23 protein-coding genes are annotated in these 23477 nt (G+C 71.3%); 10 read left to right on the forward strand and 13 right to left on the reverse strand.

Translation table 11 applies throughout. The features are described 5' to 3' along the window. Positions 1-7: 7 nt before the first annotated feature. Entirely contained in the window at positions 8-2521 is a 2514-nt protein-coding gene (valS, locus tag ACWEGE_RS19480; RefSeq protein ID WP_449661845.1) for a valine--tRNA ligase, read from the forward strand. 16 nt (positions 2522-2537) lie between these two features. Here valS and dapF read toward each other — a convergent pair whose 3' ends face one another. Both dapF and miaA read right to left on the reverse strand, forming a co-directional pair. Beyond that, a complete protein-coding gene (dapF, locus tag ACWEGE_RS19485) occupies positions 2538-3365 on the reverse strand; it encodes a diaminopimelate epimerase (RefSeq protein WP_449661846.1) in 828 nt (275 codons plus the stop codon). Between the two features lie 9 nt (positions 3366-3374). Next, complete coding sequence (gene miaA, locus ACWEGE_RS19490) at positions 3375-4286, reverse strand: tRNA (adenosine(37)-N6)-dimethylallyltransferase MiaA (protein ID WP_449661847.1); 912 nt, start codon at positions 4284-4286, stop codon at positions 3375-3377. A gap of 218 nt (positions 4287-4504) precedes the next feature. Here miaA and ACWEGE_RS19495 point away from each other — a divergent pair, with 218 nt between their 5' ends. Continuing rightward, positions 4505-5818 carry a DUF349 domain-containing protein gene (locus ACWEGE_RS19495; RefSeq protein WP_449661848.1) on the forward strand — a complete coding sequence of 438 codons (1314 nt, stop codon included), beginning with the start codon at positions 4505-4507 and terminating at the stop codon, positions 5816-5818. Between the two features lie 160 nt (positions 5819-5978). Beyond that, positions 5979-6416 carry a hypothetical protein gene (locus ACWEGE_RS19500; protein WP_449661849.1) on the forward strand — a complete coding sequence of 146 codons (438 nt, stop codon included), beginning with the start codon at positions 5979-5981 and terminating at the stop codon, positions 6414-6416. 18 nt (positions 6417-6434) lie between these two features. Here the strand turns inward: ACWEGE_RS19500 and ACWEGE_RS19505 are convergent, their stop codons facing one another. Continuing rightward, a complete protein-coding gene (locus tag ACWEGE_RS19505; RefSeq protein ID WP_449661850.1) occupies positions 6435-6908 on the reverse strand; it encodes an Rv2732c family membrane protein in 474 nt (157 codons plus the stop codon). Next, the gene (miaB, locus tag ACWEGE_RS19510; RefSeq protein WP_449661851.1) at positions 6905-8398 is read right to left on the reverse strand and encodes a tRNA (N6-isopentenyl adenosine(37)-C2)-methylthiotransferase MiaB; all 1494 of its coding nucleotides are present in this window, start codon (positions 8396-8398) and stop codon (positions 6905-6907) included. Before miaB ends, ACWEGE_RS19505 begins: the two co-directional genes overlap by 4 nt. A gap of 606 nt (positions 8399-9004) precedes the next feature. Here miaB and ACWEGE_RS19515 point away from each other — a divergent pair. The 3 genes from ACWEGE_RS19515 (at position 9005) to ACWEGE_RS19525 (ending at position 10399) form a co-directional block, all read left to right on the forward strand. Next, complete coding sequence (locus ACWEGE_RS19515) at positions 9005-9307, forward strand: hypothetical protein (protein ID WP_449661852.1); 303 nt, start codon at positions 9005-9007, stop codon at positions 9305-9307. 387 nt (positions 9308-9694) lie between these two features. Next, positions 9695-10033 carry a hypothetical protein gene (locus ACWEGE_RS19520; RefSeq protein WP_449661853.1) on the forward strand — a complete coding sequence of 113 codons (339 nt, stop codon included), beginning with the start codon at positions 9695-9697 and terminating at the stop codon, positions 10031-10033. A 114-nt stretch (positions 10034-10147) separates the two neighbouring features. Beyond that, entirely contained in the window at positions 10148-10399 is a 252-nt protein-coding gene (locus ACWEGE_RS19525) for a helix-turn-helix domain-containing protein (RefSeq protein WP_449661854.1), read from the forward strand. Positions 10400-10541: 142 nt separating this feature from the next. On the opposite strand, the gene ACWEGE_RS19530 is transcribed toward ACWEGE_RS19525, so the two are convergent. Together ACWEGE_RS19530 and ACWEGE_RS19535 are read right to left on the reverse strand one after the other, a co-directional pair. Further along, positions 10542-11069 (reverse strand): hypothetical protein, encoded by a 528-nt coding sequence (locus ACWEGE_RS19530; protein ID WP_449661855.1) that lies wholly within the window; start codon positions 11067-11069, stop codon positions 10542-10544. Further along, positions 11066-11209 carry a hypothetical protein gene (locus ACWEGE_RS19535; protein WP_449661856.1) on the reverse strand — a complete coding sequence of 48 codons (144 nt, stop codon included), beginning with the start codon at positions 11207-11209 and terminating at the stop codon, positions 11066-11068. The genes ACWEGE_RS19530 and ACWEGE_RS19535 overlap by 4 nt, the downstream gene beginning before the upstream one ends. A gap of 51 nt (positions 11210-11260) precedes the next feature. Here ACWEGE_RS19535 and ACWEGE_RS19540 point away from each other — a divergent pair, with 51 nt between their 5' ends. Beyond that, on the forward strand, positions 11261-11500 hold the full coding sequence (locus tag ACWEGE_RS19540) for a hypothetical protein (RefSeq protein ID WP_449661857.1): 240 nt from the start codon (positions 11261-11263) through the stop codon (positions 11498-11500). A 925-nt stretch (positions 11501-12425) separates the two neighbouring features. On the opposite strand, the gene ACWEGE_RS19545 is transcribed toward ACWEGE_RS19540, so the two are convergent. The 3 genes from ACWEGE_RS19545 to ACWEGE_RS19555 all read right to left on the reverse strand — a co-directional run bounded on the left by ACWEGE_RS19545 (position 12426) and on the right by ACWEGE_RS19555 (position 14892). Then, the gene (locus tag ACWEGE_RS19545; RefSeq protein ID WP_449661858.1) at positions 12426-12653 is read right to left on the reverse strand and encodes a recombinase family protein; all 228 of its coding nucleotides are present in this window, start codon (positions 12651-12653) and stop codon (positions 12426-12428) included. Positions 12654-12675: 22 nt separating this feature from the next. Continuing rightward, on the reverse strand, positions 12676-13695 hold the full coding sequence (locus ACWEGE_RS19550; RefSeq protein WP_449661859.1) for a Rieske 2Fe-2S domain-containing protein: 1020 nt from the start codon (positions 13693-13695) through the stop codon (positions 12676-12678). Between the two features lie 87 nt (positions 13696-13782). Then, positions 13783-14892 carry an FAD-dependent oxidoreductase gene (locus tag ACWEGE_RS19555; RefSeq protein WP_449661860.1) on the reverse strand — a complete coding sequence of 370 codons (1110 nt, stop codon included), beginning with the start codon at positions 14890-14892 and terminating at the stop codon, positions 13783-13785. Positions 14893-14959: 67 nt separating this feature from the next. Between ACWEGE_RS19555 and ACWEGE_RS19560 the strand changes: the two genes are divergently transcribed. Continuing rightward, positions 14960-15643 carry a TetR/AcrR family transcriptional regulator gene (locus ACWEGE_RS19560; protein ID WP_449661861.1) on the forward strand — a complete coding sequence of 228 codons (684 nt, stop codon included), beginning with the start codon at positions 14960-14962 and terminating at the stop codon, positions 15641-15643. On the opposite strand, the gene ACWEGE_RS19565 is transcribed toward ACWEGE_RS19560, so the two are convergent. Beyond that, complete coding sequence (locus ACWEGE_RS19565; protein ID WP_449661862.1) at positions 15644-16747, reverse strand: FAD-dependent oxidoreductase; 1104 nt, start codon at positions 16745-16747, stop codon at positions 15644-15646. It abuts the gene before it with no gap. An 83-nt stretch (positions 16748-16830) separates the two neighbouring features. Here ACWEGE_RS19565 and ACWEGE_RS19570 point away from each other — a divergent pair, with 83 nt between their 5' ends. Beyond that, positions 16831-17511, forward strand: a complete 681-nt coding sequence (locus tag ACWEGE_RS19570) for a TetR/AcrR family transcriptional regulator (RefSeq protein WP_449661863.1) — start codon at positions 16831-16833, stop codon at positions 17509-17511. Here ACWEGE_RS19570 and ACWEGE_RS19575 read toward each other — a convergent pair. After that, entirely contained in the window at positions 17508-19259 is a 1752-nt protein-coding gene (locus tag ACWEGE_RS19575) for a cellulase family glycosylhydrolase (RefSeq protein ID WP_449661864.1), read from the reverse strand. The two genes, ACWEGE_RS19570 and ACWEGE_RS19575, sit on opposite strands and share 4 nt — an antisense overlap. A gap of 207 nt (positions 19260-19466) precedes the next feature. On the opposite strand from ACWEGE_RS19575, the gene ACWEGE_RS19580 reads away from it, so the two are divergent. Then, positions 19467-20198, forward strand: coding sequence for a protein kinase domain-containing protein (locus tag ACWEGE_RS19580; protein ID WP_449661865.1), 732 nt, complete (start codon positions 19467-19469; stop codon positions 20196-20198). Here ACWEGE_RS19580 and ACWEGE_RS19585 read toward each other — a convergent pair. Next, complete coding sequence (locus ACWEGE_RS19585) at positions 20183-21514, reverse strand: jacalin-like lectin (protein WP_449661866.1); 1332 nt, start codon at positions 21512-21514, stop codon at positions 20183-20185. The two genes, ACWEGE_RS19580 and ACWEGE_RS19585, sit on opposite strands and share 16 nt — an antisense overlap. Next, a complete protein-coding gene (locus ACWEGE_RS19590; RefSeq protein WP_449661867.1) occupies positions 21511-23361 on the reverse strand; it encodes a phosphatase PAP2 family protein in 1851 nt (616 codons plus the stop codon). The genes ACWEGE_RS19585 and ACWEGE_RS19590 overlap by 4 nt, the downstream gene beginning before the upstream one ends. Between the last annotated feature and the right edge of the window lie 116 nt (positions 23362-23477).

Raw genomic sequence — 23477 nt, forward strand, 5'->3', positions numbered from 1 at the left:
TTGGTTCATGAATACTCCGTACGAGCGCCCGCGAGTCCCGGACAAGGTCGGTGTCGACGGTCTGGAGGCCAAGTGGGTACCCGTATGGGAATCCACCGGCGCCTACCGCTTCGACCGGACGAAGACCCGGGACGAGATCTACTCGATCGACACTCCCCCGCTGACGGCCAGCGGGTCGCTGCACATCGGGCACGTCTTCTCCTACACCCACACCGACGTCCTCGCCCGGTTCCAGCGGATGCGCGGGCGCGAGGTCTTCTACCCGGTGGGGTGGGACGACAACGGCCTGCCGACCGAACGCCGGGTGCAGAACCACTTCGGCGTCCGCTGCGAGCCTTCGCTGCCCTACGACCCGGGCTTCCGGCCGCCGGAGAAGCCGGGCAAGGACGTCGTCGCGATCTCGCGGCGCAACTTCGTCGAGCTGTGCGAGTCGCTGACCGAGACCGACGAGCAGGTCTTCGAGCAGCTGTGGCGGCGGCTCGGGCTGTCGGTCGACTGGACGACGACCTACCAGACGATCGGGCACGACTCGCGGCTGATTTCGCAGCGCGCGTTCCTGCGCAACCTCGAGCGCGGCGAGGCGTACCAGGCCGACGCGCCGACGCTGTGGGACGTGTCGTTCCGCACCGCCGTCGCCCAGGCCGAACTGGAGGACCGCGAACGCCCGGGTGCCTTCCACGACCTCGCGTTCACCGGGCCGGACGGCGCCGACGTGGTGATCGCGACGACCCGGCCGGAGCTGCTGCCCGCCTGCGTCGCCCTGGTGGCGCACCCCGACGACGAACGCTTCAAGCCGCTGTTCGGGAAGTCCGTGCGGTCGCCGGTGTTCGGGGTCGAGGTGCCCGTGGTGGCGCACCACCTCGCGGACCCGGAGAAGGGCCGCGGCATCGCGATGGTGTGCACGTTCGGCGACACCACCGACGTGACGTGGTGGCGGGAGCTGCGGCTGGCGACGCGGGTGGTGCTGGGACGCGACGGGCGGTTCCTGCCCGACGCGCCGGCCGGGGTGCCGTCCGAGGCGTACGCGCCGCTGGCGGGCAAGACCGTCCACACGGGACGCGAGATCGCGGTCCGCCTGCTGCGCGAAGCCGGCGCCCTGCGCGGGGAACCGCGGCCGATCACCCACGCGGTGAAGTTCTACGAAAAGGGCGACAAGCCCTTGGAAATCGTCGCGACCCGGCAGTGGTACCTGCGCAACGGCGGGACCGACGCCGCCTTCCGCGAAAAGGTGCTGGCACGCGGCGAAGAGCTGAACTGGGTGCCGAAGCACATGCGCGTCCGGTATTCGTCGTGGGTGGCGAACCTGGCCGGGGACTGGCTGGTCAGCCGGCAGCGGTTCTTCGGCGTGCCGATCCCGCTGTGGTACCGGCTCGACGCGAACGGCGAGCCGGACTACGCCGCGCGTCTCCTGCCGGACACGCTGCCGGTGGACCCGAGCAGCGACGTCCCGCCGGGGTTCACCGGGGAGCAGCGCGGCGTGCCGGGTGGGTTCGCCGCCGACCCCGACGTGATGGACACCTGGGCGACGTCGTCGCTGACACCGCAGATCGCCGGCCGGTGGAGCGTCGACGACGACCTGTTCGGCCGCGTTTTCCCGATGGACCTGCGGCCGCAGGCGCACGAGATCATCCGCACCTGGCTGTTCTCCACGGTGGTCCGCGCGGAGCTGGAGCACGGCGTGCTGCCGTGGCGGGAGGCGTCGATCGCGGGCTGGGTGCTCGACCCGGACCGCAAGAAGATGTCCAAATCCAAGGGCAACGTGACGACCCCGGCGGACCTGCTGGAGCGCTTCGGCTCGGACGCCGTGCGGTACTGGGCGACGAGCGCGCGCCCGGGCGTCGACACGGCGGTGGACGAAGGCCAGATGAAGGTGGGGCGGCGGCTGGCGACGAAGCTGCTCAACGCGAGCCGGTTCGTGCTCGGCCTCGGGGTGCCCTCGCCGTCCGCCGTGGCCGTCGAGCCGTTGGACCGGGCGTTGCTGGCTTCGCTCGCGGTCGTCGTTTCGCAGGCGACCGCGGCGTTGGTGGCCTTGGACTACGCGCGGGCGCTGCAGGTGACGGAGACGTTCTTCTGGACGTTCTGCGACGACTACGTCGAGCTGGTGAAGGGCCGCGCGTACGGCGACAGCGGTCCTTCGGGAGCGGAGTCGGCGCAGGTCGCGTTGGTGACGGCGTTGTCGGCGTTGCTGCGGCTGTTCGCGCCGTTCCTGCCGTTCGCGACCGAGGAGGTCTGGTCGTGGTGGCAGGAGGGGTCGGTGCACCGGGCCGCGTGGCCTTCGGTGGCGGAGTCCGACGGTGACCCGGAGCTGCTCTCGCTGGCCGGCGAGGTGATCGCGGCGGTCCGCCGCGCGAAGACCGACGCGAAGGTGTCGATGCGATCCGCCGTCGAGACGCTCACCGTGACCGGGCCGGCCGAGCTGCTGACCCGGTTCGCGGCCATCGAGCCGGACATCCGCACCGCGGGCGCGATCGCCGCCGTGGAATCGCGCGAAGGAGACTTCGCGGTGGAGGCGAAGATCTGATGCCGGTGGGTCGCCGTCAGGAACCGGCGGCGGCCCACCAGGCTTCGTCGAGCTCGCCGCGGGCCACGATCTCCGCGGGGCCCGACAGCGTCGACGCGCCGCGGGACACCGTCACCTCGACCCGGCCGCCCGGGATGTCCACTGTGGACTCCCCGGTGTCGGTGCCCGCCAGGTGGAACGCGGCCGCCACCGCGGCGACCGTGCCGGTGCCGCACGCCCGCGTCTCCCCCACGCCGCGCTCGTGCACGCGCATCCGCAGCGCGCCGTGGCCGAGGCAGTTGATGAACTCGAGGTTCACGCCGTTCGGGAACACGTCGTGGTCGAAGTCGGGCTGCTCGCGCAGGTCGAGACCGGCCACGTCGTCGTCGAGCAGCGAGACCAGGTGCGGGTTGCCGACGTCGACCGCCACCCCGGAGAACGGGCGGCCCGCGACCACCGTGACCGACGTCCCGGTGATCGTCGCCGGGCCCATCTGGACGGTCACCGAGCGGTCCGGGTGCACCACCACCGGGCGGTCGCCCGCGCGGGTGCCGACGACGAACTCGCCCTCGGGGGCCAGGCCCGCGTCGACCAGGTAGCGGGCGAACACGCGCACGCCGTTGCCGCACATCTCGGCGATCGACCCGTCGGCGTTGCGGTAGTCCATGAACCACTCGCCCGCGGACTCCTCGCCGAGCGCGGCGGCGCGCACGACGCGCAGCACGCCGTCGGCGCCGAGGCCGCGTTGCCGGTCGCACAGCGCGGCGACCTTCGCCGCGGTCAGCTCGAGGCGGGCCGCCGGGTCGGGGAGCAGCACGAAGTCGTTCTGCGTGCCGTGCCCCTTGAGGAACTCGATTCCGCCCATGGGTGCAGATTACCGGCCCAGGGTATCCAGGACGCGCGCGGCCAGCCCCGGATCGGCGCCGTCGAACCAAAGGATCCGCTGGTCGCGCCGGAACCAGGAGCGTTGCTTGCGGACGAAGCGCCGGGTGGCCTGCGCCGTTGCCGCGGCGGCCGCGTCGAAGTCGCCTTCGCCGTCGAGTTCGGCGAGCACCTGCTGGTAGCCGAGCGCCCGCGCCGCCGTCTTCCCCTCGCGCAGGCCGCGCTTCTCCAGCTCGCGCACCTCGTCGACCAGCCCGGCCTCGAACATCCGCACCACGCGCTCGTTCACGCGCTCGTCGAGCTCCTCGGGCGCACGGTCCACGCCGATCACGACGGTGCCGTAGCGGGCGGGGCCCGGCGCGGGCAGGTTCGCCGAGAACGGCTCGCCGGTGATCTCGATGACCTCGAGGGCGCGCACGATCCGGCGTGTGTTGGTGGGCAGGATCTTGGCGGCGGCCACCGGATCGCGTTCACCCAACCGGGTGTACAACGCCGGGGTGCCGAGCTGTTCGGCTTCTGCGTCGAGCCGGGCCCGGACGGCCGGGTCGGTGCCGGGGAACCGCAGGTCGTCGAGCACGGCCTGGACGTAGAGGCCGGACCCGCCGGCCAGCACCGGGACCCTGCCGTCGGCCAGCAGCCGCTCGATCTCGGCCCGCGCGTGGCGCTGGTAGGCCGCGACGGACGCCGTCTCGGTCACGTCCAGGACGTCGAGCAGGTGGTGCGGGACGCCGCGGCGCTCGGCCTCGCCGGCCTTGGCGGTGCCGATGTCCATGCCCCGGTAGAGCTGCATCGCGTCGGCGTTGACGACTTCGCCGCCCAGTTCCAGGGCCAGCTCGACGGCGAGCGCGGTCTTGCCGGTGGCCGTCGGCCCGACCACCGCGACCGGGACGACGGGGCTGTTCACGGCGGCTGACGATACCTGCGGGCCGACACGGAGCGTCCACCGGAAGTAGGATCACGAGCTTCGAGTGGCCCATCCAGTACCACGGTGCGCGCTGAGCTGCTTGAATGCCGCCTAGGGGCCGTAGCATCCGAGCACGGCCCGTGACGACCGCATTACCCGGCCCCGCTCCACGGCGGGGCGCCCGCGCGAGCGGGCGTACAGGCGATAAGGAGCCTGCGATGGCCCAGGAGAACACTTCCACCGGTACCCCGGCCCCGCACCCGGTGCCGCACGCGCTGCACGCCGGGCACGCCGCCCCGCCCGTGCCGCCCGCCGAACCCACCCCGTCGACCTGGGGCCGGATCGACGACGAGGGCACCGTCTACGTCGTCACCGCCGAGGGCGAGCGCGCCGTCGGCGTCTGGCAGGCCGGCAGCCCGGACGAGGGCTTGGTGCACTACGCACGCCGCTTCGACGACGTGCGCACCGAGGTCGAGCTGCTGGAGACCCGGCTGGTCTCCGGGGCGGGCGACCCGAAGCACGCGCTGTCGAGCGCCACCCAGATCCGGGACGGGCTCGCCGAGGCGGCCGTCGTCGGCGACCTGGCCGCGCTCGCCGCGCGGCTGGAGTACGTCATCGCGCACGCCGAAAAGGCGCTGGCCAGCGCGAAGGCGGAGCGCGAGGAGGCCCGCGCCGCGGCGGTCGCCCGCAAGCAGGCGCTCGCCGAGGAGGCCGAGAAGATCGCGGCCGACTCCACCCAGTGGAAGGCGGCGGGCGACCGGCTGCGCGCGATCCTGGACGAGTGGAAGACGGTCAAGGGCGTCGACCGCAAGACCGACGACGAGCTGTGGAAGCGGTTCTCGAAGGCCCGCGAGGCGTTCAACCGCCGCCGGGGGTCGCACTTCGCCGAGCTGGACAAGCAGCGCGCCTCGGCCAAGCAGCGCAAGGAAGAGCTCATCGCGGAGGCCGAGGCCATCAGCGAGTCCGAGGACTGGGGCGAGACGGCGGGCCGCTACAAGGACCTGATGACCGAGTGGAAGGCCGCCGGTCGCGCGCCGAAGGACAGCGACGAAGCGCTGTGGCAGCGTTTCCGCGCGGCGCAGGACAAGTTCTTCGCCCGCCGGTCGGCGGTGTTCTCCGAGCGCGACGCCGAGTTCGGGGCGAACGCGGCCCGCAAGGAAGAGCTGCTGGTCGAGGCGGAGAAGATCGACGCGGCGGCCAACCTGGAGGCGGCGAAGAGCGCGTTGCGGCGCATCCAGGAGCAGTGGGACGAGATCGGCAAGGTCCCCCGCGAGCGCATCCGCGAGCTGGACGGCCGGCTGAAGGCGGTGCAGGACACCGTGAAGGCGGCCGAGGACAGCCGCTGGCGCCGGACCGACCCGGAGGCGCAGGCCCGGGCGGCCCAGTTCCGGGAGCGGGTGGAGCAGTTCGAGTCCCAGGCGGCGAAGGCTCGGGCGGCCGGGGACGAGCGGCGGGCGAAGAAGGCGGACGAGCAGGCGGCCCAGTGGCGCGAGTGGCTGCAGGCCGCGGAGGCGGCGGTCGCCGACCGCTGAAGCCGGTGAAGGCCGCATCCGGGGACTCCGCGTCCCCGGATGCGGCCTTCAGTGCGTCTCGGGGGTCATCGGCAAGCGGAAACACCCGAAGGAGTTCGGCCGACGCCCCGACCGGGGGTCACCGCGTGCCCAGGGCCGGTCCCGGTGCTCCACTCTGCTCATGATCAGGACAACCCGCAGGATCCTCACCGCTCTGGCGGTCACCGTCGCCCTCGCCGGGCCGGCCCCGGCGCTCGCCGCCCCGGCCGGGGCGGCTCCCCTCGCCTCCGCCACCGAAGCCGGCAAGGACAAGGTGAAGGTCGAGGGCAAGCTGGGCAAGGACCACGTCAAGGTCGGCGAGAAGGTCGACCTCAAGGGCAACCTCCAGGTGCTCGAAGCCGCCCGCTCCGAGGCCAGCGTCGAGACCGTCATCGTGCAGCAGCTGCAGGCCGGCGCCTGGGTGAACATCGCCGACACGACCTGCCGGCCCAACGGCGGGTTCTCGCTCAGCCTCAGCTTCAGCGTGAGCGCCACCGTCTCGCTGCGGCTCTTCCACCCCGAGACGACGCTCTACGCCGCCGCCTATTCGGCCGGCACGCTCACCCTGCGCGTCGGCTGAACCCGGTCCCCACCGGCCTCACGAACGCGAGAACGCCGTCCTCATCCACTGGACCGCGAGGCAGATCATCGCGATCCAGGCGACGATCAGGCCGATGCCCGGGCCGCCGCCCGCCGCCCCGGGGGCGTGCGACGACTGCTGCGACCAGATGGCCAGCAGCCCGTCGACCGAGGCGAACCAGCCGCCGGCGGCGCAGACCCAGGCCAGCCACCAGCGCCGCGTCACGAGCGCCAGCGCCGACGCGAGGATGCCGACGCCGGTCGACGTCGCCGCGAACAGCTGCGGGATGCCGCCGCCCTCGCCCGCCAGGACCTGCCAGCCCGCGTGGTCGCCGACCCACGGGAGGATCTGGCAGATCAGCAGCACGAACGTGAACACCGCGATGGTGAACCCGCGGCGGCCCAGCTCCACCGTGCGGGACGCTCGTGCGCCCGCCTCGTCGATCTCGGCGGCCAGCTCGGCCAGCTCGCCGTTGCCACGGGACTCGGTCACAGCGCGCACCCACTCACCGGTTCGGGCTGGGCGGCCGGGGCACCGAAGCCCGGCAAGCCCAGCGTGACGCCGCTCGTCTTCGGCCGCAGGCCGGCCTCGGCGTTGTCGCCCGCCCGGGTTCGCCGGTGGGACAGGAGGTCGCCGTCGGCCACCAGGTGGTGCGGTGCGGCGTAGGTGACGACCGTCTCGACGACGTCCCCGGGGCGGACCGAGCGGTCGACGCCGGAGCCGGTCGGCGTGAAGTGCACCAGGCGCCCATCGCGGGCGCGGCCGCTCATCCGGTGCGTCTCGGCGTCCTTGCGGCCCTCGCCCGCGGCGACGAGCAGCTCGACGCGGCGGCCGACGATCTTCTTGTTCTCGTCCCAGGAGATCGCGTTCTGCAGCTCGACCAGGCGGTCGTAGCGCTCCTGCACGACCTCCTTCGGCAGCTGGCCGTCCATCGTCGCGGCCGGGGTGCCCGGGCGCTTCGAGTACTGGAAGGTGAACGCGCTGGAGAAGCGGGCCTGTGCCACGACGTCCAGCGTCGCCTGGAAGTCCTCCTCCGTCTCGCCGGGGAAGCCGACGATGATGTCGGTGGTGATCGCCGCGTCCGGCATGGCCGCGCGGACCTCGTCGAGGATGTTCAGGAAGCGCGCGGAGCGGTAGGACCGCTTCATCTCGCGCAGCACCCGGTCCGACCCCGACTGCAGCGGCATGTGCAGCTGGTGGCAGACGTTCGGGGTGGCGGCCATGGCGTCGATGACGTCGGAGGTGAAGGCCGCCGGGTGCGGCGAGGTGAACCGGACGCGCTCGAGGCCGTCGACGGTCCCGCACGCGCGCAGCAGCTTGCCGAAGGCCAGCCTGTCGCCGAACTCGACGCCGTAGGAGTTCACGTTCTGGCCGAGCAGGGTGACCTCGAGCACGCCCTCGGCGACGAGCGCCTCGACCTCGGCGAGGATCTCGCCGGGCCGCCGGTCGCGTTCCTTGCCGCGCAGGGCGGGGACGATGCAGAAGGTGCAGGTGTTGTTGCAGCCGACCGAAACGGACACCCAGCTCGCGTAGGACGACTCGCGGCGCGCGGGCAGCGTCGAGGGGAAGGTCTCGAGCGACTCGAGGATCTCGACCTCCGCCTCGGCGTTGTGCCGGGCGCGTTCGAGCAGCGTGGGCAGCGACCCGATGTTGTGCGTGCCGAACACGACGTCGACCCACGGCGCCCGCTTGACGATCTCCCCGCGGTCCTTCTGCGCGAGACACCCGCCGACGGCGATCTGCAGGTCGGGGTTCGCGACCTTGTCCGGGCGCAGGTGCCCGAGGGTGCCGTACAGCTTGTTGTCCGCGTTCTCCCGCACGGCGCAGGTGTTGAACACGATCAGGTCCGGCTTGGCCCCGGCGGTGGCCGGGACGTAGCCGGCGTCCTCGAGCTGCCCGGCGAGGCGCTCGGAGTCGTGCACGTTCATCTGGCAGCCGAAGGTGCGGATCTGGTACGCCCTGGGTGCCTGGTTCTCGGTCATCGGCCTCCAGGGTAGACCCGCCCCCACCTGCCTCTCGGCGTCCCCTCCCGGCGGGGATCCAGGACGTAGGCGCCGACCCAGTGAGCGACCCGCTGCACCCGTAGTCGCTGCCCAGCGTGTACGTCGCAGCCGAGCCAATACCCGTGCGTCGTCCGCTGCCACTGCTGAAGCATCCCGGCACGACAGCTTGGACATCAAGCCCGCACGGGAACGCCCGGGGGCAAGTTGCCGAACATGCGTTCGATTATGCATGACTAGGCGGCATTGACATTGCACACGCCGCCACTTGAGGTGGCGGCGTTGGTCGCGAGCGGTACACTGATCGCGCCTGCACGCCCTATCTGATTGACATGGCCCGGGGAACACCTTGGGACATACCTAGCCAGATGTGCCTACAGGTCGGGAGTTCGACGGTGCGGGAATCGTGCCACGAACGACCTCACGAGTGTTCCGCGTGGCGTGGGAGACCTAAGAGACGAAACGCCAACCGGGGTCGGGACACACTACATTCCTCGCCGACAGAGTCGGCTTTGTGCGAGACGCGTCAACACTACCCTTAGAAGGCTGGTGGGTATGCCCCGGACCTGTCAGCGGTGAGGGCTGTGCGTGTCCGACGTCTCCTGGCTCCGCCTCCTGACCGGCGGCCAGCTCCCCGCGGCCGTCGTCATTGCCGTCGTGATCGTTCTAGCGCTGGACTACCTGATCAAGGCAGCGACGCCGCTGGTGACGATCATCCTGCACAAGCTCAAACCGGATCACGACCGCCGCGTCCAGGTGGAGCGCGGACGGCTCAAGATAGTGATCGAACCGCAGGAGGAACCGAAGCGCGCCGACAAACTGCAGGCGCCGGACAGGCAGCTTCCGCCCGCGGCCGACGACGGGACACCCCGCCCGAAGATGCCGAGCTAACTCGCGAGCCGCTCAATCTCCTCGACGGCCTCGAAGCAACCGACGCTCCGAACGCACGGCTACTTTGGCGAATCGAACCGTTGCCGTATAGTTATGGCCAATGAAAACGGGCTCTCCCACCACACCCGAGGGGATGTGCCATCTGGTCTCCCCTACCCCGGCAGCCTGCCCGGTCTAGCAGGACTTGAGCTGCGGCTCCAGAGGCTTGGATGCCTTTGGGGGCGCACGGACGTCCCGCCTGGCCTGATAATGCACATGCAATAAGAGCGGCCACCCGGGGCCGGGATGTCCAAAGTGCCGGCAGGCGAATACACCTGCGTTCCACCGCACTGCACACCAACCCTGACCAGCTGGCGGGGAGGCCCTGGGACTCGCTAGCGGTTTGGGTTGCGCGTGTTCGACGTTGCTTGGCTTCGCATGCTGACCGGGGGCGGCCTCCCTACGTCTGTTGTCGTCGGTGTGGTGATCGTCTTAGCACTGAGTGCACTGATCAAGGCCGCGACCCCGCTGGCGACGATCATCCTGCACAAGTTCCGGCCGGAGCCGGGCCGCCGTATCCAAGTCGAGCGCGGGCACGGGCGGCTCAAGATCGTGATCGAACCGCAGGAGGAACCGAAGCCCAACGACACACCACAGGAGCGCGACAAGCAGCCCCCACCCACATCCAAGAGCGCCGACGGGGCACCTCAGCCGAAGCCGAAACGTCCCGCCAAACGTCGACTATGAAGTCGCCGGGCGCCCGCCCGTTACGCTGAAGCTGTATGTCTCCGCAGAGCAATGCCTACCGACAGGCCGAGATGGTCGCGGAAAGGTCGATCCCGCAAGAAGGCAAGTCTCGCGATGGACGACTGTACGACGCCCGGCACCCGCGTCAAGTACTACCGCAGGAAGAGGAAGCTCTCGCAGCGCGAGCTGGACGAGCGCGCTGACCCGAGCATCGACGTCGTCCGCAAGCCGGAGCAGGGCACCCGCCTCACCGCGGGCATTACGAGCCTCCAAAAGCTCGCCTGCGCGCTCGACGTCACCATCGCCGAACTCCTCCACAAGGTCACCCAGGTCGGCGATGTCGCCGCGGACTCTGGCGTGTCGTGATGCGCCGGGTCCTCACGTACATAGACGACCTCCTCGGCCCGGTCGCCGACACCGCCGAGCCGCTGGGGCGTGACCGAGGTGGCCGGGAGACGACTTCCGCCTGGGGCACTTACTGGGCAGTCGGTACGCCCACCTGACGTCGCTACTCCCTCAGGCCATCGTCCGAGCCCACGCCGTCGAGCAAGGCGGCCCGGCCGCGGACCACGAGAGCGCCGCGGACCTTCTCGCCCAGTTTCACCAGGTCGCCGGGTGCACCCTGATCCACCTCGTCCAGCCGGACACCACGTGGCTGGCGCTCCAGCTCGCGCGCCGCCGCCGACTGTGGCCACGACCAGCTCTGCGCCGCGACCATGCCCGGGACGGTCGCTTGGTGCCTCCTGACCCAGTGCCACTCGGCGAGGTTCACCGCCTCGCCGAGCGGGCAGCCGAGTCGGTCTCGACGTTGGGGATGTCCCGCTGGCCCGGCTCTCCGTCCACGGGAAGACTCCTGTTCACTGCGGCGACGTCGGCTGGCCAAGGAGGTCTCCGACCTACTGGATCGACGCTGTGAGCACCGGGCGAGCGCGGGCAGCGCCGCGCCGAAGACGTTCGCCAGCAGCAACGACAGGGTCGTCAGGATCCTCATGAGCAATGTGAAGGCGTTCCCGAAGCCCTTGACGAACGTCGTCATGGGCCGCCGAGCCGACCCATGACGATGACGCCTGCGGCGAGGAGCTGGTTGCACAGGTCCAGAAGCGCAGTTATGACAACCTGGGCGAGGCCCTGCAGCGCGCTGGTGACGGCGCCGGACGCATTCAGTAAGTACGCCAAGACTGTCCTCGCCCCGGCCTTCGCCTCAGCAGCGCCGCCGCGGTCGGCATCATGAGCCAGTTCCAAGTTCACCTGTCGATCGAGACGGCCGCCGCCGTCGTGGGTGGACTCTCGCCGCTCTTGGCTACGCTCGGCGTGGCGGCTGGCCCAGCCAACGCGCTGCAGGTGGACGCCCCGGCGACCGCGCCGGCTCCAGCGCACAACGAGACCCCCGCGGACATCATCAACTCCCGGTTCGAACACTCCGCCAAGGTAAGCCATCTGGGCCAGCAGTCTTCTCGTCTGCAGTAGGCGTCAGAGAATTCCCATTTCCCGTGTCAATGACAACCAAGCCGCCATTTGGGCGAATTGCGCGACGGCGCCTTCACTCCGGCGTTCTAATTGCCTACTATTGACACCATAAGGCCACGATTGGGTCTTGCTGTTTTGGGTTTTGTGAGCCCATCATGTTCGCATGAGTGCGAACCCCCCGTCCCCGACTCCCGCCCCGGACGCTCCCGAGCCGTTCAAGCGATCCGGAACGCTCAGCCAGCTCTTCGACCGCCTCCCTCCCGAGGTCTGGCCAGGCTGGTACCTCATGGCGCTGCTCATTATCGTTCTCGGTGTGATCGGACTCGCGTACGTCGCGGGCTGGGTGATCGCCGCGCTCGGCGGCGGAGTCGGGCTCACCGGCTTGGCAACGACGCTCCGAAGCAAGGAGTCTTGAGACACGAAGGTTCTCCCATACCTCGCAACGGGAGTGAAGAAGAGCCTTTTGCGTTTCAAAAGCCCGCTCAGGTGCGGAATAGCCAGGGACCCGTTTGCTGAGAATCCCCTCTGGGAGGCAGAACTCAATTTCCAGTGGATCTTTCCACGCACGCACCTGGCTACCGGCGTCCAGCATGAGCTGGCGCCGCTCGGTGTCATCCATGCGCTGCCACGCCTGCCGGCATGTCTCGCCGGCCTCAACCTCCTGCCAAGAGTCGCGGGTACTGGGCACCTGCTCCAGCTCAGCGATCACGGGCTTGCCCTCGTAGCTCATAAGGCCACGCAGCGACTCCGAGGTCAGGACGGAGGGGACCGTCGAGACGTTCCAGGGACCCTCCCTCGTCTCCCGACCGTCTGCTTCCGTCGGAGATCCTGCGGCCACAGCACTCGCCGCTTCGTCAGCTCAGTCGCCACCGAGTAGGGCGGCCGCCCGGCGAGCACAACTTCGACCATGAACCGGGTATAGGGATTAAGCCTCCGGGTCGACGCCCACGCGGACCGCAACGCCGTCGTCGCGGGGCTCCACGCCGAGACCGTAGACAGGGGCCCTACCAGACCAGCGGCCCTCTTTGCGAAGCCTCTCCCGGCTGTCCAGGGTCCGCTCCTTGATCGGTGTGCGCTCCAACTCGGCGAAGATCGCGGCGAGCTGGATCCACACCCGGCCCATGGACGTCTCGGAGTCGATGCTGTCGTCCACACAGACGATGCGCTTGCCGCGCTCAGTCCGGCCGCGCCGGCTCGGTGGCCGGGTGGGCCGGGCCGGCCGTTGCCCGGTAGAACTGGGCGTACCAGCGGCGCAGCGCCTTGATGCCCTTCTCGTGCGGCAGCAGGACCGGCCGGGCCTGGTGGATCTTGTGGTCCCAGATCCCGATTTCCTCGCGGACCTCGCCGAAGGCCTGCGTGCGGAAGACCAGCTTGAGAACGGGCGCCAGGAACGGCAACCCGGCCGGTTTGCGAACGTGGTAAAGCATTCTCAGCTCGCTGGTGCGGTCGTCGATCGGATTCGTGAGCGCCACGGCGGTCAGGGAAAGCAGGGCGCCGTGCACGCGCACCACCATGACGCCCGGGCCGTACATGAACACGTCGAAGGTGTTGTCGACGTCCCAGCGCAGGATCCGCCGCCGGATGCGGCCGCGCACCTCGGCGAACGGGCCGTTCGTGATCAGGTGCTGCACCGGCGGCTCGCTTTGGCCGTGGATGAAGTGGAAGTGGGACTCGTCCACGATGTTCTCGCGCATTTCCTGGATGTGGATCCGCGCGGTGTTCGCGTCGTCGATCGGGCGGGCGAACCGCCGGGACGCGGCTTCCGGTATCTCCGGCACTTCCCAGGTCGGCGCGCCCGGCCCGGTGTAGGCGAAGACCAGCCCGCTGTGCTCGCGGACGGGGAACCCGCCGAGGGCCACTTTCGGCGGCCGCACGGCGAACGGGGCGTGCGTGCAGCGGCCGTCCGCGCCGAATCGCCAGCCGTGGAACGGGCATTCCACCGTCCCGTCCACCACTTTCCCGCCCGCACCCAGGTGCGCGCCGTAGTGCGGGCAGTAGGCGTCGAGCACCGCCGGGGTGCCGTCCGCCCCGCGGAAGGCGATCAGGGCGCGGCCGAAGTAGTGCAGCGGCACGACCTTGCCGCGCGGCAGCTGACCACTCCGCAGCAGCGCGTACCAGCCGTGCGGCACCGGGGGCATGGGGTACTCGTCGGCGCGCGGGTCACGAGGGACCGCGGCCATCCGGCGGCGACTCATCCCGGAAGTTAACGATGTTTACTCCCCGCTCGTCGACCGTCCTCAGCCGAGATCCGGGTCACATTCGGACACCTTCCCCGGCGCCTTTCACCGCGGCTGGAAGAACTCGAGCAGCCTGCGGCTGGCGTCCGGGGACATCAGCAGCTCCTGCATGTCCGCCGACATGCGGGCGGCCGCGGCCGTTCGCTCGAACATCTCGGCCTCGTACTCCGCCACCGCCGCGCCGGAATCTCCCGGGTGCGCGGCCAGCGCCAGGCCGAGCAACGCTCCGTCCAGCAGGGCCATGTTCGCCCCCTCCCCCACCGGGGGCATCAGGTGCGCCGCGTCGCCGATCAAGGTGACCGCCGGGTTCGATGGCCAGGTCAGGCCGGGTGGGAGCGCGGTGAGCGTGCGCGGTACGACCGTGTCATCGGCCGCGGCGATCAGGGCCGTGATCGCCGGATCCCAGCCGGCCAGGAGCTCGATCACGCGCGCCCGGGCGGCGGGCGGGTCGTCGAAGTCGATCCCGCCGGCGGCGAACCAGTCCTCGCCCGTGTTGTAGAAGCTGACGCCGATGCGGACGCTGCCGTCACCGTTGCGTTGGGCGGACAGGGATTTACCCTCGCCGAAGACCCAGTAGTTGCCGCGGCCGACCATGGCCGCGAGGTCCGGGTGGGCGCGGTCGATGTCGGAGATCGCGAGTTCGACGGCGTTCTGGCCGAGGTGGGCCGGGCGGGCGTCGGTGAGCAGGGCGCGGACCCGGGAGTTCGCGCCGTCGGCGCCGACCAGCAGGTCGTACCGCGCGCTGCCGCCGTCCGCGAAATGCAGGACGCCCTCTTCGGCGCGCTCGAACGCTCGCCCCCAGCGGACCGTTCCGGAGGGGAGCGAGCCGAGCAGCAGGTCGCGCAGGTCGGTGCGGTCGATCTCCGGCCGCGCCATCGGCGCGTCCTCGGGCGTGTCCTCCTGCAGCAGGAGGGTGCCGTCCGGCTCCAGGAGGCGCATGTCCTGCCCTTCGCGACGGGCCATCGACAGGAACTCCTCGAGCAGGCCGGCCTCGCGCAGCGCCCGCTGCCCGGAATGGATGTCGAGCATGCCGCCCTGGCGGCGGGCGCCGCGCGAAGCGTCGCGCTCGTACACCACGGCCTCGATGCCCTTCACGTGCAGGACCCGGGCAAGCGCCAGCCCGCCCATGCCGGCTCCCACGATGGCGATGCGCATGCTTCCCCTTCCGATACGCCGTACGTCTCGATACACTGTATCGCAGCAGCCGATGTATTGTCACCCCATGTTGGTGTGGGAGCGGCCGGAGCCCGAAACCCGGCCGGCGCCGGCCCCGCTGAGCCGGGACCTGATCGTCCGGACCGCGGTCGAGTTGGCCGATCAAGCCGGCCTGGAAGCCGTTTCGCTGCGCAAGATCGCCGCCGCGCTGGACGTCGGGCCGATGCGGCTGTACGGCTACATCGACACCAAGGACGAGCTGCTCGACCTGATGGTCGACGCGGTCCACGCCGAGATCCGGCCGGCCGGGTCCGGGTGGCGGGAAGTGCTGACCTCGGCGGCCGAAGCCACCCGGCAGGCCGTGCACCGGCACGAGTGGTTCGCCGACCTGGCGGGCGGACGGCCCCAGCTCGGCCCGAACGCGCTGGCCAGGGGCGAGGCGGTGCTGGCCGCGCTGGACGGCGTCGACGTGGACGTGGTGATGCCGATGGTCGCCGCCGTCGACTCCTACGTGATCGGCGCGGTCCGCCGCGAGATCGCCGAGCGGCGGGCCGAACGCGCCAGCGGGATGGACCAGCGGCAGTGGCAGGCCACCCTGGGGCCCTACCTGGTGCGGATGTTCGCCACCGGCCGCTTCCCCGCGCTGGAGACGGTCGTGCGCGACGCCGCCCACCTCGACGCCGACGAGACCTTCCGCATCGGCCTGAACTTCCTGCTCGACGGCATCGGAGCGGGCATCGGCGCCGGGTAGCTACGCCCCGGCCAGCAGGGCGACCATGCCGCGCGGGGCGTCGTCGCCGAACATGATCGCGTAGATGTCTTCGTCCGCCGCCTCCGCGGCCGCCCGCGCGAACATGGCTTCCTCGTATTCGGCGAGCGCCCGCTCCACGTCGCCGGGGTGGGCCGCGAGCGCCTCGCCGAGTTCGGCGCCGTCCAGCATGGCCAGGTTGGCGCCTTCGCCGTTCGGGGGCATCAGGTGGGCCGCGTCGCCGAGCAGCGTCACCCCCGGGACGCGGTCCCAGCGGTGCCCGGCCGGCAGCGTGCAGAGCCGGCGCAGCACCGGCGGCGTGTCGCTTTCGGTGATCAGGGCGGTCAGCTCGGGCGCCCAGCCGTCGAACTCTTCGGCGACCCGGGCCGTCACGGTCTCGGGGCCGGCCCCTTCGAGCCAGTCCTGCGGTTTGAACAGCTGCGCGTACGTGTGCAGGGTCCCGCCGCCTTCGCGGTGCGCGACGAGGCCCTTCCCCGGCGCCAACGCGTAAAGCGCCCCCGCGCCGACGGCCTTCGCCGCGGCGGGATGCCGGGTGTCGCCGTCGAAGAGGAAGGTCTCGGCGACCGTGACGCCGACGTACTCCGGAGTGGCACCGGAAAGCAGCGGGCGGACCTTCGACCAGGCGCCGTCCGCGCCGACCAGCAGGCTCGTGACGAAGCTGCCGCCGTCGGCCAGGCGCACCTCGTGGCGGCCGTCGCCGAGTGCGCGCGCCCCGGCGACCTTGTGTCCCCAGTGGACGGTGCCGGGCGGCAGCGAGCCGAGCAGCAGCTGCCGCAGCTCGCCGCGCTGCACTTCGGGGCGTTCGCCGGTGCCGTCGTCAGGCCGGTCGAGCAGCACGGTGCCGCCCGAGTCGACGACGCGGGAGGACTCGCGGCCGGGCAGGACCAGCTCCCGGAACCCCTCGGTCAGCCCGGCCGCTTCGAGCGCCCGCTGGCCGTTCCAGGGGTGGATGTCGAGCATCCCGCCCTGCCGGCGCGCGGCCGGGGACGCTTCGGCCTCGTAGACCTCGACCGGAATGCCGTGCCGGTGCAGGACGCGGGCCAGGACGAGCCCGCCGAGGCCGGCTCCGATGATCGTGACAGTCATGGTCACCTCCGATTGGATTGCCGTTCCAATCGCCACCGTAGCACGAGTTTGGATCGCCGTTCCAACCATGCGATGATCGGCCCATGGCGAAACGGCGCACGGACGGGCTGTCCAAGGAAGTGATCGTGCAGGCGGCGGCCGCGATCCTGGACGACGGCGGCGAAGCCGCATTGACCTTCCGCGCGCTCACCGCGCGCCTCTCGACCGGCTACGGCGCCATCTACCACCACGTCGCGAACAAGAGCGACCTCCTCGCGGCGGCGACCGACGCCGTCATCGCGCGCGTCGTAGACGGCGCCACGGCCGGCGCCACGGCCGGCGCCACGGACGGCGGCGAGCCGCGGGAAGCCCTGCGCACCGTGTCACTGGGCCTGTTCGACGCGATCGACGCTCACCCCTGGGTCGGCGCCCAGCTGTCCCGGGAACCCTGGCGGCCCGCGCTGATGGAGATCTACGAGCGCATCGGGAGGCTGCTCGAAGCGCTCGAGGTCCCCGCGGAAGCCCTGTTCGACGCCGCGGGCGCGCTGGTCAACTACGTCCTCGGCGTCGCCGGTCAGAACGCCGCGAACGCCCGGCTGCTCGCCGCCGACGAGGCGGACCGCTCGGCGTTCCTCGCCACCGTGTCGGCGAAATGGGCTGCCCTCGACCCGGACGAGTACCCGTTCGTCCACAAGGCCGCGGCGCACCTGCGGGAGCACGACGACCGCGAGCAGTTCCTCGCGGGCGTCGACATCTTCCTGGCCGGGATCGCGACCCTGCGTTAACGGACGGCCGTGGGCGCCCAGGCCGCGAGCTCCGCGCGGACCGCCGCCAGCTGGGCCGCGGTCGGCGCCGACGCCGGTTCCGCGATCAGCGCGTAGTGCAGGCCGGGGGTGGCCGGGAGACGCAGGCGGTCGCCCACCCGGGTGACCGAAGCGACGTCCGTGACCACCGTCGGGGTCAGCCCCGCCGGGACGTGCAGCTCGGTCGGCGCCCCCGCGTCCGTCCCCTGCCACACCAGAACGCCGTAGCGCCCGGCGCCGGTCAGTGCCGCCGTCGCCGGCATCGTCGACGGGATCCGGTTCCACGTCAGCGTCTGGCTGCCGTCGCGCGAGCGGTCCTCGTAGGTGAACGCCAGCGTGTGCCCGGCCACCGCGGCCGGGTAGAGGCGGTCGAGCAGCCGCGCGTCCTGGCGGAGCTGGACGGTTCCGTCGTCCGCCGTGCGGGCCGAGGAGAAGTCCTCGCCGTTCCAGGCGTCGCCGTCGGTCTTGACCTTGTCCGGGTTGTCGTTCATCAGCTCGTGGTGGCGGCCGCTGTAGATGTCCCACTGCCACTGCGTCGCCGACAGCACCGGGCCCGACTGCGCCGGGGTGCGCCACCAGTTCGCGCCGGACACCCGCGAGTCGAGGGCCTGGTACATCGCCTTGTCCACGGTCGGGGTCTTGTCCGAGGTGTACCCGGTCATCGGGTGCCCGAACTCGGTGACGATCGCCGTCGTGCCCAGTGCGGCCGCGCGGTCCCGGACCGTGCCGAAGGCGCCGCTGTACTGGCCGTCGCCCGCCTTGCCCGGCATGAACACCCCGGACTGGGCGAGCTGGTCGTAGAAGTGCGTGTTGAACACGTACCGCGGGCCCATGACGCCGGTGTCCTGGAAGCCGCCGGGGTGGAGCTGGAAGGAGATGTTGGCGTTCCAGAACATGTTCGGCTCGACGAACGCGGGCTTGTCCTGCCAGCCGGCGGAATCCATCGCGTCGCGGAAGCGCTCGAAGAACGGCCACAGCACGTTCTGCTCCCACGCCTTGCTGTCCTGGCCCTGGTCGTACCGCCCGGCGAAGGGCTCGTTGTACGGGTCCATCCCGGCGATGCCCGCGAACTGGGCGGCACTGAGGTTCCCCTTCAGGTACGCCATCGTCTGCACGGCCTGGCCGACGAACTCGTCCTGGACGCCGCGGGCGTTGTGCCAGAAGTCCTTCGTGGCGTCCTGGACCGCGCCGTTCTGGGTGATGTTCTGGCCCCAGTGCGCGCAGATGCCGCAGCTTTCCGCGGGGTAGCCGCCGAGGTCGACGACCCACTTCGGCGCGCCGTCGCCGGTGTACCAGCTGCCGCGGTTGAACAGGTAGCGGGAGAACAGGTCCTGGTGGAAGTCCGGCAGCACGGTGAAACCCTCGTCCAGGAACGCCTTCATCTGGTCGGCCAGCGCGCCCAGGTACTGCGTGTTCACCGGCCCGCGCACCGGCTGCGTCCCGGCCCACGCGATCGGGATCCGCACGGCGTTCGCGCCGGTGAGCGCCCGCATCGACTGGGCCGAGCGGCGCGCGTCGGCCGCGTTGGCGAAGGGCAGGAAACCGTTTTCAGCGAGCTTCGTCTCGCCCGAGACGTTGAAGCCGCGCAACACCACTTCGCGGCCGTACTCGTCGACGAAAGCCGAACCGCGCACGGTCAGCCGGTGCGCGGGAACGCCTTCGGCACCGGCGGAGGCGACGACGCCGGAGGTCATCGCCACGGCGGTGAGCAAAGCCACGAGCATGCGCATGATGGCGGCCCCAAACATGAAGGAGTTTCGCAAAAAGCTAGCCACCGGGGCGCGGGCCCGTCAAGGGCCGGGGTGAACAATCCGTCGAAAGTGCGCAGTCACCGGCGGTTGTTTGTCACGAACGGGAAATCGAGTCGATCAAGCGAACCGGATTCGTGTTCCGGCCGTATCTCCCGGTAGGACGGTGGACGACGGAGGGACAGCGACGTGACGCGCGAAGGGACACTGATCGGTGACCGGTACCGGCTGCTCGGCCCCGCGGGGTCGGGGACGCCGGTCTGGCACGCCCAGGACGAGCGGCTCGACCGGCTCGTCGCCGTCAAGCCGCTGTTCGACGAGCCGCCCGTGGCGCCCACCATCCCCGCGCCGCGGGCGGCCATCTGCGACGTCGTCGACGAGGACAGCACCACCTACCTCGTGCTCGAGTACCCCGGATCGCGGACGCTGACCGAGCTGCTCGGCGAGCACGGTTCGCTCGCACCCGGGCTCGTCGCCCGGTTCGGCGCGCAGCTGGCCGCCTCGCTGGCCGCGGCGCACGACGAAGGCGTCCTGCACGCCGCCGTCGACCCGGATCACGTCGTCGTCTCCGCCGCGGGGCACGCCGCGATCGCGAGCGGCGGACGGCCCCTGCGCGCCTTCCTCGCCCCCGAGGTGCTCGACGGCGGCTTCCCCGACTTCCCCGCCGAGGTGTACTCCCTCGGCGCCACCCTCTACGCCGCCGTGGGCAGTGAAACGTGCAGTGAGATGGGCGGTGGAGCGGGTACTGCGCAGCGCCACCCGCTCACCGAAGCCGTGCTGCCGCTGCTCCACCCCGATCCCAACGCCCGGCCCACCATGGCCGTGGCCGAAGAGCTGCTGAACAGCGTGACGCCCCGCCGTCCGGGGGTGCCGGACCGCGGGGCGCCGAGGGGCGCCGCCGGCGACTACCGCTGCGTGTAGACGAAGCCCACCTTGTCGACCTCGTTGCCGGTCCGCCCGTGGAAGCCGGCGATCTGCCAGCCGTCCGGGGCGGTCCGGGTCACGCAGTCGCCGGTCGTCGAGCCGCCGGCGAGGACGCGGCCGAGGTTGGTGGCGAACCGGGCCGAGAAGATCCGGGTCGTGCCGCTGTACTTGCCCTGGCACAGGGTCGCCGTCGTGACGTACTCGCCGGTGCCGAGGGTCAGCGACGCCGCCGTCCCGCCCGTGCCGCCGTGGGTCAGCGTGGTCCCGTTCTCCAGGGTCAGCCCGACCTGGTCGACGCGGTTGCCGCCGCGCAGGGAAAGCGTGCGCACCCGGGCGCCCGCGGGCACCGCGGGGACGTCGGTGAAGTAGTCGCCGTGCGGGCCGCCGTACTGCTCCGACAGCTGCAGCGCCGGGTTGCGGGTCCAGGTGAACCGCACGGTGATCGGGTCGTGGTCGGACAGCATCTTGCCCGAGGCGTCGTCGAGGAACTTGGCGTGCTCGTTGTTGTAGAAGGTCGCGTCGAGCGAGACGAGCTTGCTGCCGCGGTAGAGCACCTTGTCGACGACCTCGCAGTCGTTGGTGGGCGCCTGCTGGTTGCACACGAGGTCGGGGCTGCCCGGCGCCGGCGCGACACCGCCGCGCACGAGCTTCACCCACGCGTCGGTCAGGCCGTTGTCCGCCCCGAACTGGGCGATCGTGTCGGCCGCGCGGGTGTAGCGCGTGTTGGTGTCGCCCATGACGACCACCGCATTGCCCGCCGAGTGCGAGCGGATGAAGGCGGTCAGCTGCGCCAGGTTCGACGCGCGCGAGGCCTCGTCGCCGTCGTTCGTCCCGGCGTTGGTGTGGGCGTTGTAGAAGTCGACGTACACGCCTTCGGCCAGCCGCACCCGCATGAAGGTGAAGCCCTTCGGGGTCAGGCAGTCGCCGGAGTCGAGCTGGCAGGACGTCCAGCGGACGCGCTCGAAGTCGTCGACGTCGTAGGGCAGCGAGGACAGCGTGTTCAGCCCGCTGCCGATGCCCGCGCCGCCGCTGGTGGGCGTGCGGTACGGGTGGTTGTCGGCGGCGTAGAGCTTCGCGTGGTAGTTGAAGTCCTCCTCGACGTGCACGACGTCGTACGGGCCGAGCCGCTGCCCGATCGCCGTCGTCGCGGGGTCACGCGGGGTCGGTGCGCTCGAGATGCTCTCGGGCAGGCCGGCGACGTTGTAGGCCAGGACCGAGAAGCTGCCGCCGCCGGCGTCGGCGTGCGCGGCGGCCGGACTGACCACTGTGGACACCGTGACGGCGAGGGCCAACGCGGCGATGCGTTTTCTCACTGGTACTCCCGCAGGATTCGGACGGACAAACCGGTGGGCGTGTATCGCGGAACCACCCGGTACCCCGGGCGGTCGGTCCGGACGGCGGCGAACCGCCCGCGCAGCCGCCGCGCGCAGAGCACGTCGACCTCGTGCCACGGGCAGGAGCCGTCGATCCGCAGCTCCAGGACGCTGCCGCGCTCCAGGGTGGCCTCGCCGCGCACGACCAGCGCCGGTCCGGCGGCGACGGACAGCGTGCCGCCGGTCTGGTGGTAGCCGCCGATCCGGAGCCCGGACGCGCGCAGGGTGCCGCCGGCGAGTTCGACGTCGCCGGTGCCCAGTGCGCCCGGCGTCGCGGCGACCAGGGTGCCCGCCTCGACGCGGGTGCCGCCGCGGTAGCTGTTGGCCCCGGCGAGCGTCAGGGTCCCGGTGCCCGCCTTGACGAGGCCGCCGTCGCCGCCGATGTCGTTGCGCCAGCTGTCGTTCGCGCCGAACCCGCCGCGCGCGGCGTCCATCGTGACCCGGACGCTCGTGTCGAACGCGCCGAAGCCGTCGGCCGCCGCGAAGAGGTTCAGCCGTCCCCAGAGCTCGGGGCCGTCGAGCAGCGGGTGCCCGCCCGGGAACGCCGTCGTGCGCAGGACTTCCCGCCGCTGCGCGGCATCCAGGTACGGCAGGCGGGTCTCGAGGAGCACCTCGGCGCCCTTGGGGACGCGCATCGCGGTGCGCGCGCCGCGGTCCGGCAGGCCGTAGGTCGCCCCGCGCGCGACCATCGCGGCGTTGGCCCGGCGGTCGCCGTATTCGTCGGCGCCGGTGTGGGCGCGGGCGAACAGCGTGTCCGGCGTCGTGCCGGTCTTCGCGGTGAAGTACTTCAGGGCCTGTTCGCGCGCTGCCGCCTTGAGCGGAGCGTTCTCCGGGTCGGCGAGCGTCGCCGCGGTGAGCGCGGTGGCCAGGGTGCGGCCGCCGATCACGTCCACCGGCGAGTGCATCCCGGCGACGATCCGCGTGTCGGACAGGTCGTAGGCCCGCGCCACCAGCTCCTGGAACCGCTCCGGGACCGCGTAGGCCAGCGCGAGGCAGGCCAGGTGGAACGCGTTGGTGTGGCCGCTGGGGAAGCCGCCGTCTTCGGCCGGGGTGGTGCTGCGCTGCCGCAGCAGCTGCGGCGCGACGACCACGTCGGACCGGTAGACCGGGAACCCGAGCGCGTCGACCCGGCCGGTGTCCTCGACCCGGCTGTCCGCGGTCAGCCGCCACGGCCGCGGGTACTGGTAGGCGTTCTTGCTCGGGTTGCCCGAGGCCCAGGTGCCGCGGACGGTGTCCACGAGCGTGGCCACCAGGCCGAGCTCCGAGTCGTGCGCACCGGCGCCGAGCGCCGAGCCCGCCGGGGCGTTCGCCGGGACGGCGTCGTCGATCTTCGCCGCCGGCGTGCCCTCGGGCGCGGAGGTGATGCTCGTGACGGCTTTGGCGCCGCTGCGGTAGAGCTCGGCGAGCGGGCCGAGGCCGCCGATGGCGGCGTAGGACTGGTGCTGGCGGTCGTGGACGAACGCCCGCTTGGCTTCGGCGTCGGTGCGGGCGCGGGTGACGGTGACGCAGTGGCGGACGTTCGCGCGCAGCACCGCCGCGTCGAGCACGACGCCACTGTCCCATGTGGACCCGGTGCGCCAGAGCGCCTGCATCCCGCTCAGGATCCGCACCGCCGCGTTGGTCTCCGCGGTGTGGTTGGCCGGAACGTTGGTGCGGTAGGAGTCGACGAACGCCGCCGTCTCCTCCGCCCATGCGGGCACGCCGAGCACGGCGGGCAGGGCGGCGACGGTGGGGACGAGTGCGGACCAGCGCAGGAAGGTCCGCCGGTCCAAGGGCGCGAGGCTCACTGGGTTCTCCTGTTGAGGCGCCGGAAAAGCGCACGGGGAATCGCTGCGGGAATGATCAGCGCCGGGCCGATCCGGGTCAAGGAGCGTCCGGAGTAATTCGCCCGGCAGTAACCTGA

The organism is Amycolatopsis sp. NPDC004747, assembly GCF_053601335.1.

Excerpts from the sequence above, each read along its gene's own strand:
- valS (WP_449661845.1), top strand. The coding sequence starts at position 8 with ATGAATACTCCGTACGAGCGCCCGCGAGTCCCGGACAAGGTCGGTGTC.
- dapF (WP_449661846.1), bottom strand. The coding sequence starts at position 3,365 with ATGGGCGGAATCGAGTTCCTCAAGGGGCACGGCACGCAGAACGACTTC.
- ACWEGE_RS19495 (WP_449661848.1), top strand. The coding sequence starts at position 4,505 with ATGGCCCAGGAGAACACTTCCACCGGTACCCCGGCCCCGCACCCGGTG.
- ACWEGE_RS19500 (WP_449661849.1), top strand. The coding sequence starts at position 5,979 with ATGATCAGGACAACCCGCAGGATCCTCACCGCTCTGGCGGTCACCGTC.
- miaB (WP_449661851.1), bottom strand. The coding sequence starts at position 8,398 with ATGACCGAGAACCAGGCACCCAGGGCGTACCAGATCCGCACCTTCGGC.
- ACWEGE_RS19525 (WP_449661854.1), top strand. The coding sequence starts at position 10,148 with ATGGACGACTGTACGACGCCCGGCACCCGCGTCAAGTACTACCGCAGG.
- ACWEGE_RS19530 (WP_449661855.1), bottom strand. The coding sequence starts at position 11,069 with ATGACGACGTTCGTCAAGGGCTTCGGGAACGCCTTCACATTGCTCATG.
- ACWEGE_RS19540 (WP_449661857.1), top strand. The coding sequence starts at position 11,261 with ATGAGCCAGTTCCAAGTTCACCTGTCGATCGAGACGGCCGCCGCCGTC.
- ACWEGE_RS19550 (WP_449661859.1), bottom strand. The coding sequence starts at position 13,695 with ATGAGTCGCCGCCGGATGGCCGCGGTCCCTCGTGACCCGCGCGCCGAC.
- ACWEGE_RS19555 (WP_449661860.1), bottom strand. The coding sequence starts at position 14,892 with ATGCGCATCGCCATCGTGGGAGCCGGCATGGGCGGGCTGGCGCTTGCC.
- ACWEGE_RS19560 (WP_449661861.1), top strand. The coding sequence starts at position 14,960 with ATGTTGGTGTGGGAGCGGCCGGAGCCCGAAACCCGGCCGGCGCCGGCC.
- ACWEGE_RS19565 (WP_449661862.1), bottom strand. The coding sequence starts at position 16,747 with ATGACTGTCACGATCATCGGAGCCGGCCTCGGCGGGCTCGTCCTGGCC.
- ACWEGE_RS19570 (WP_449661863.1), top strand. The coding sequence starts at position 16,831 with ATGGCGAAACGGCGCACGGACGGGCTGTCCAAGGAAGTGATCGTGCAG.
- ACWEGE_RS19575 (WP_449661864.1), bottom strand. The coding sequence starts at position 19,259 with ATGCGCATGCTCGTGGCTTTGCTCACCGCCGTGGCGATGACCTCCGGC.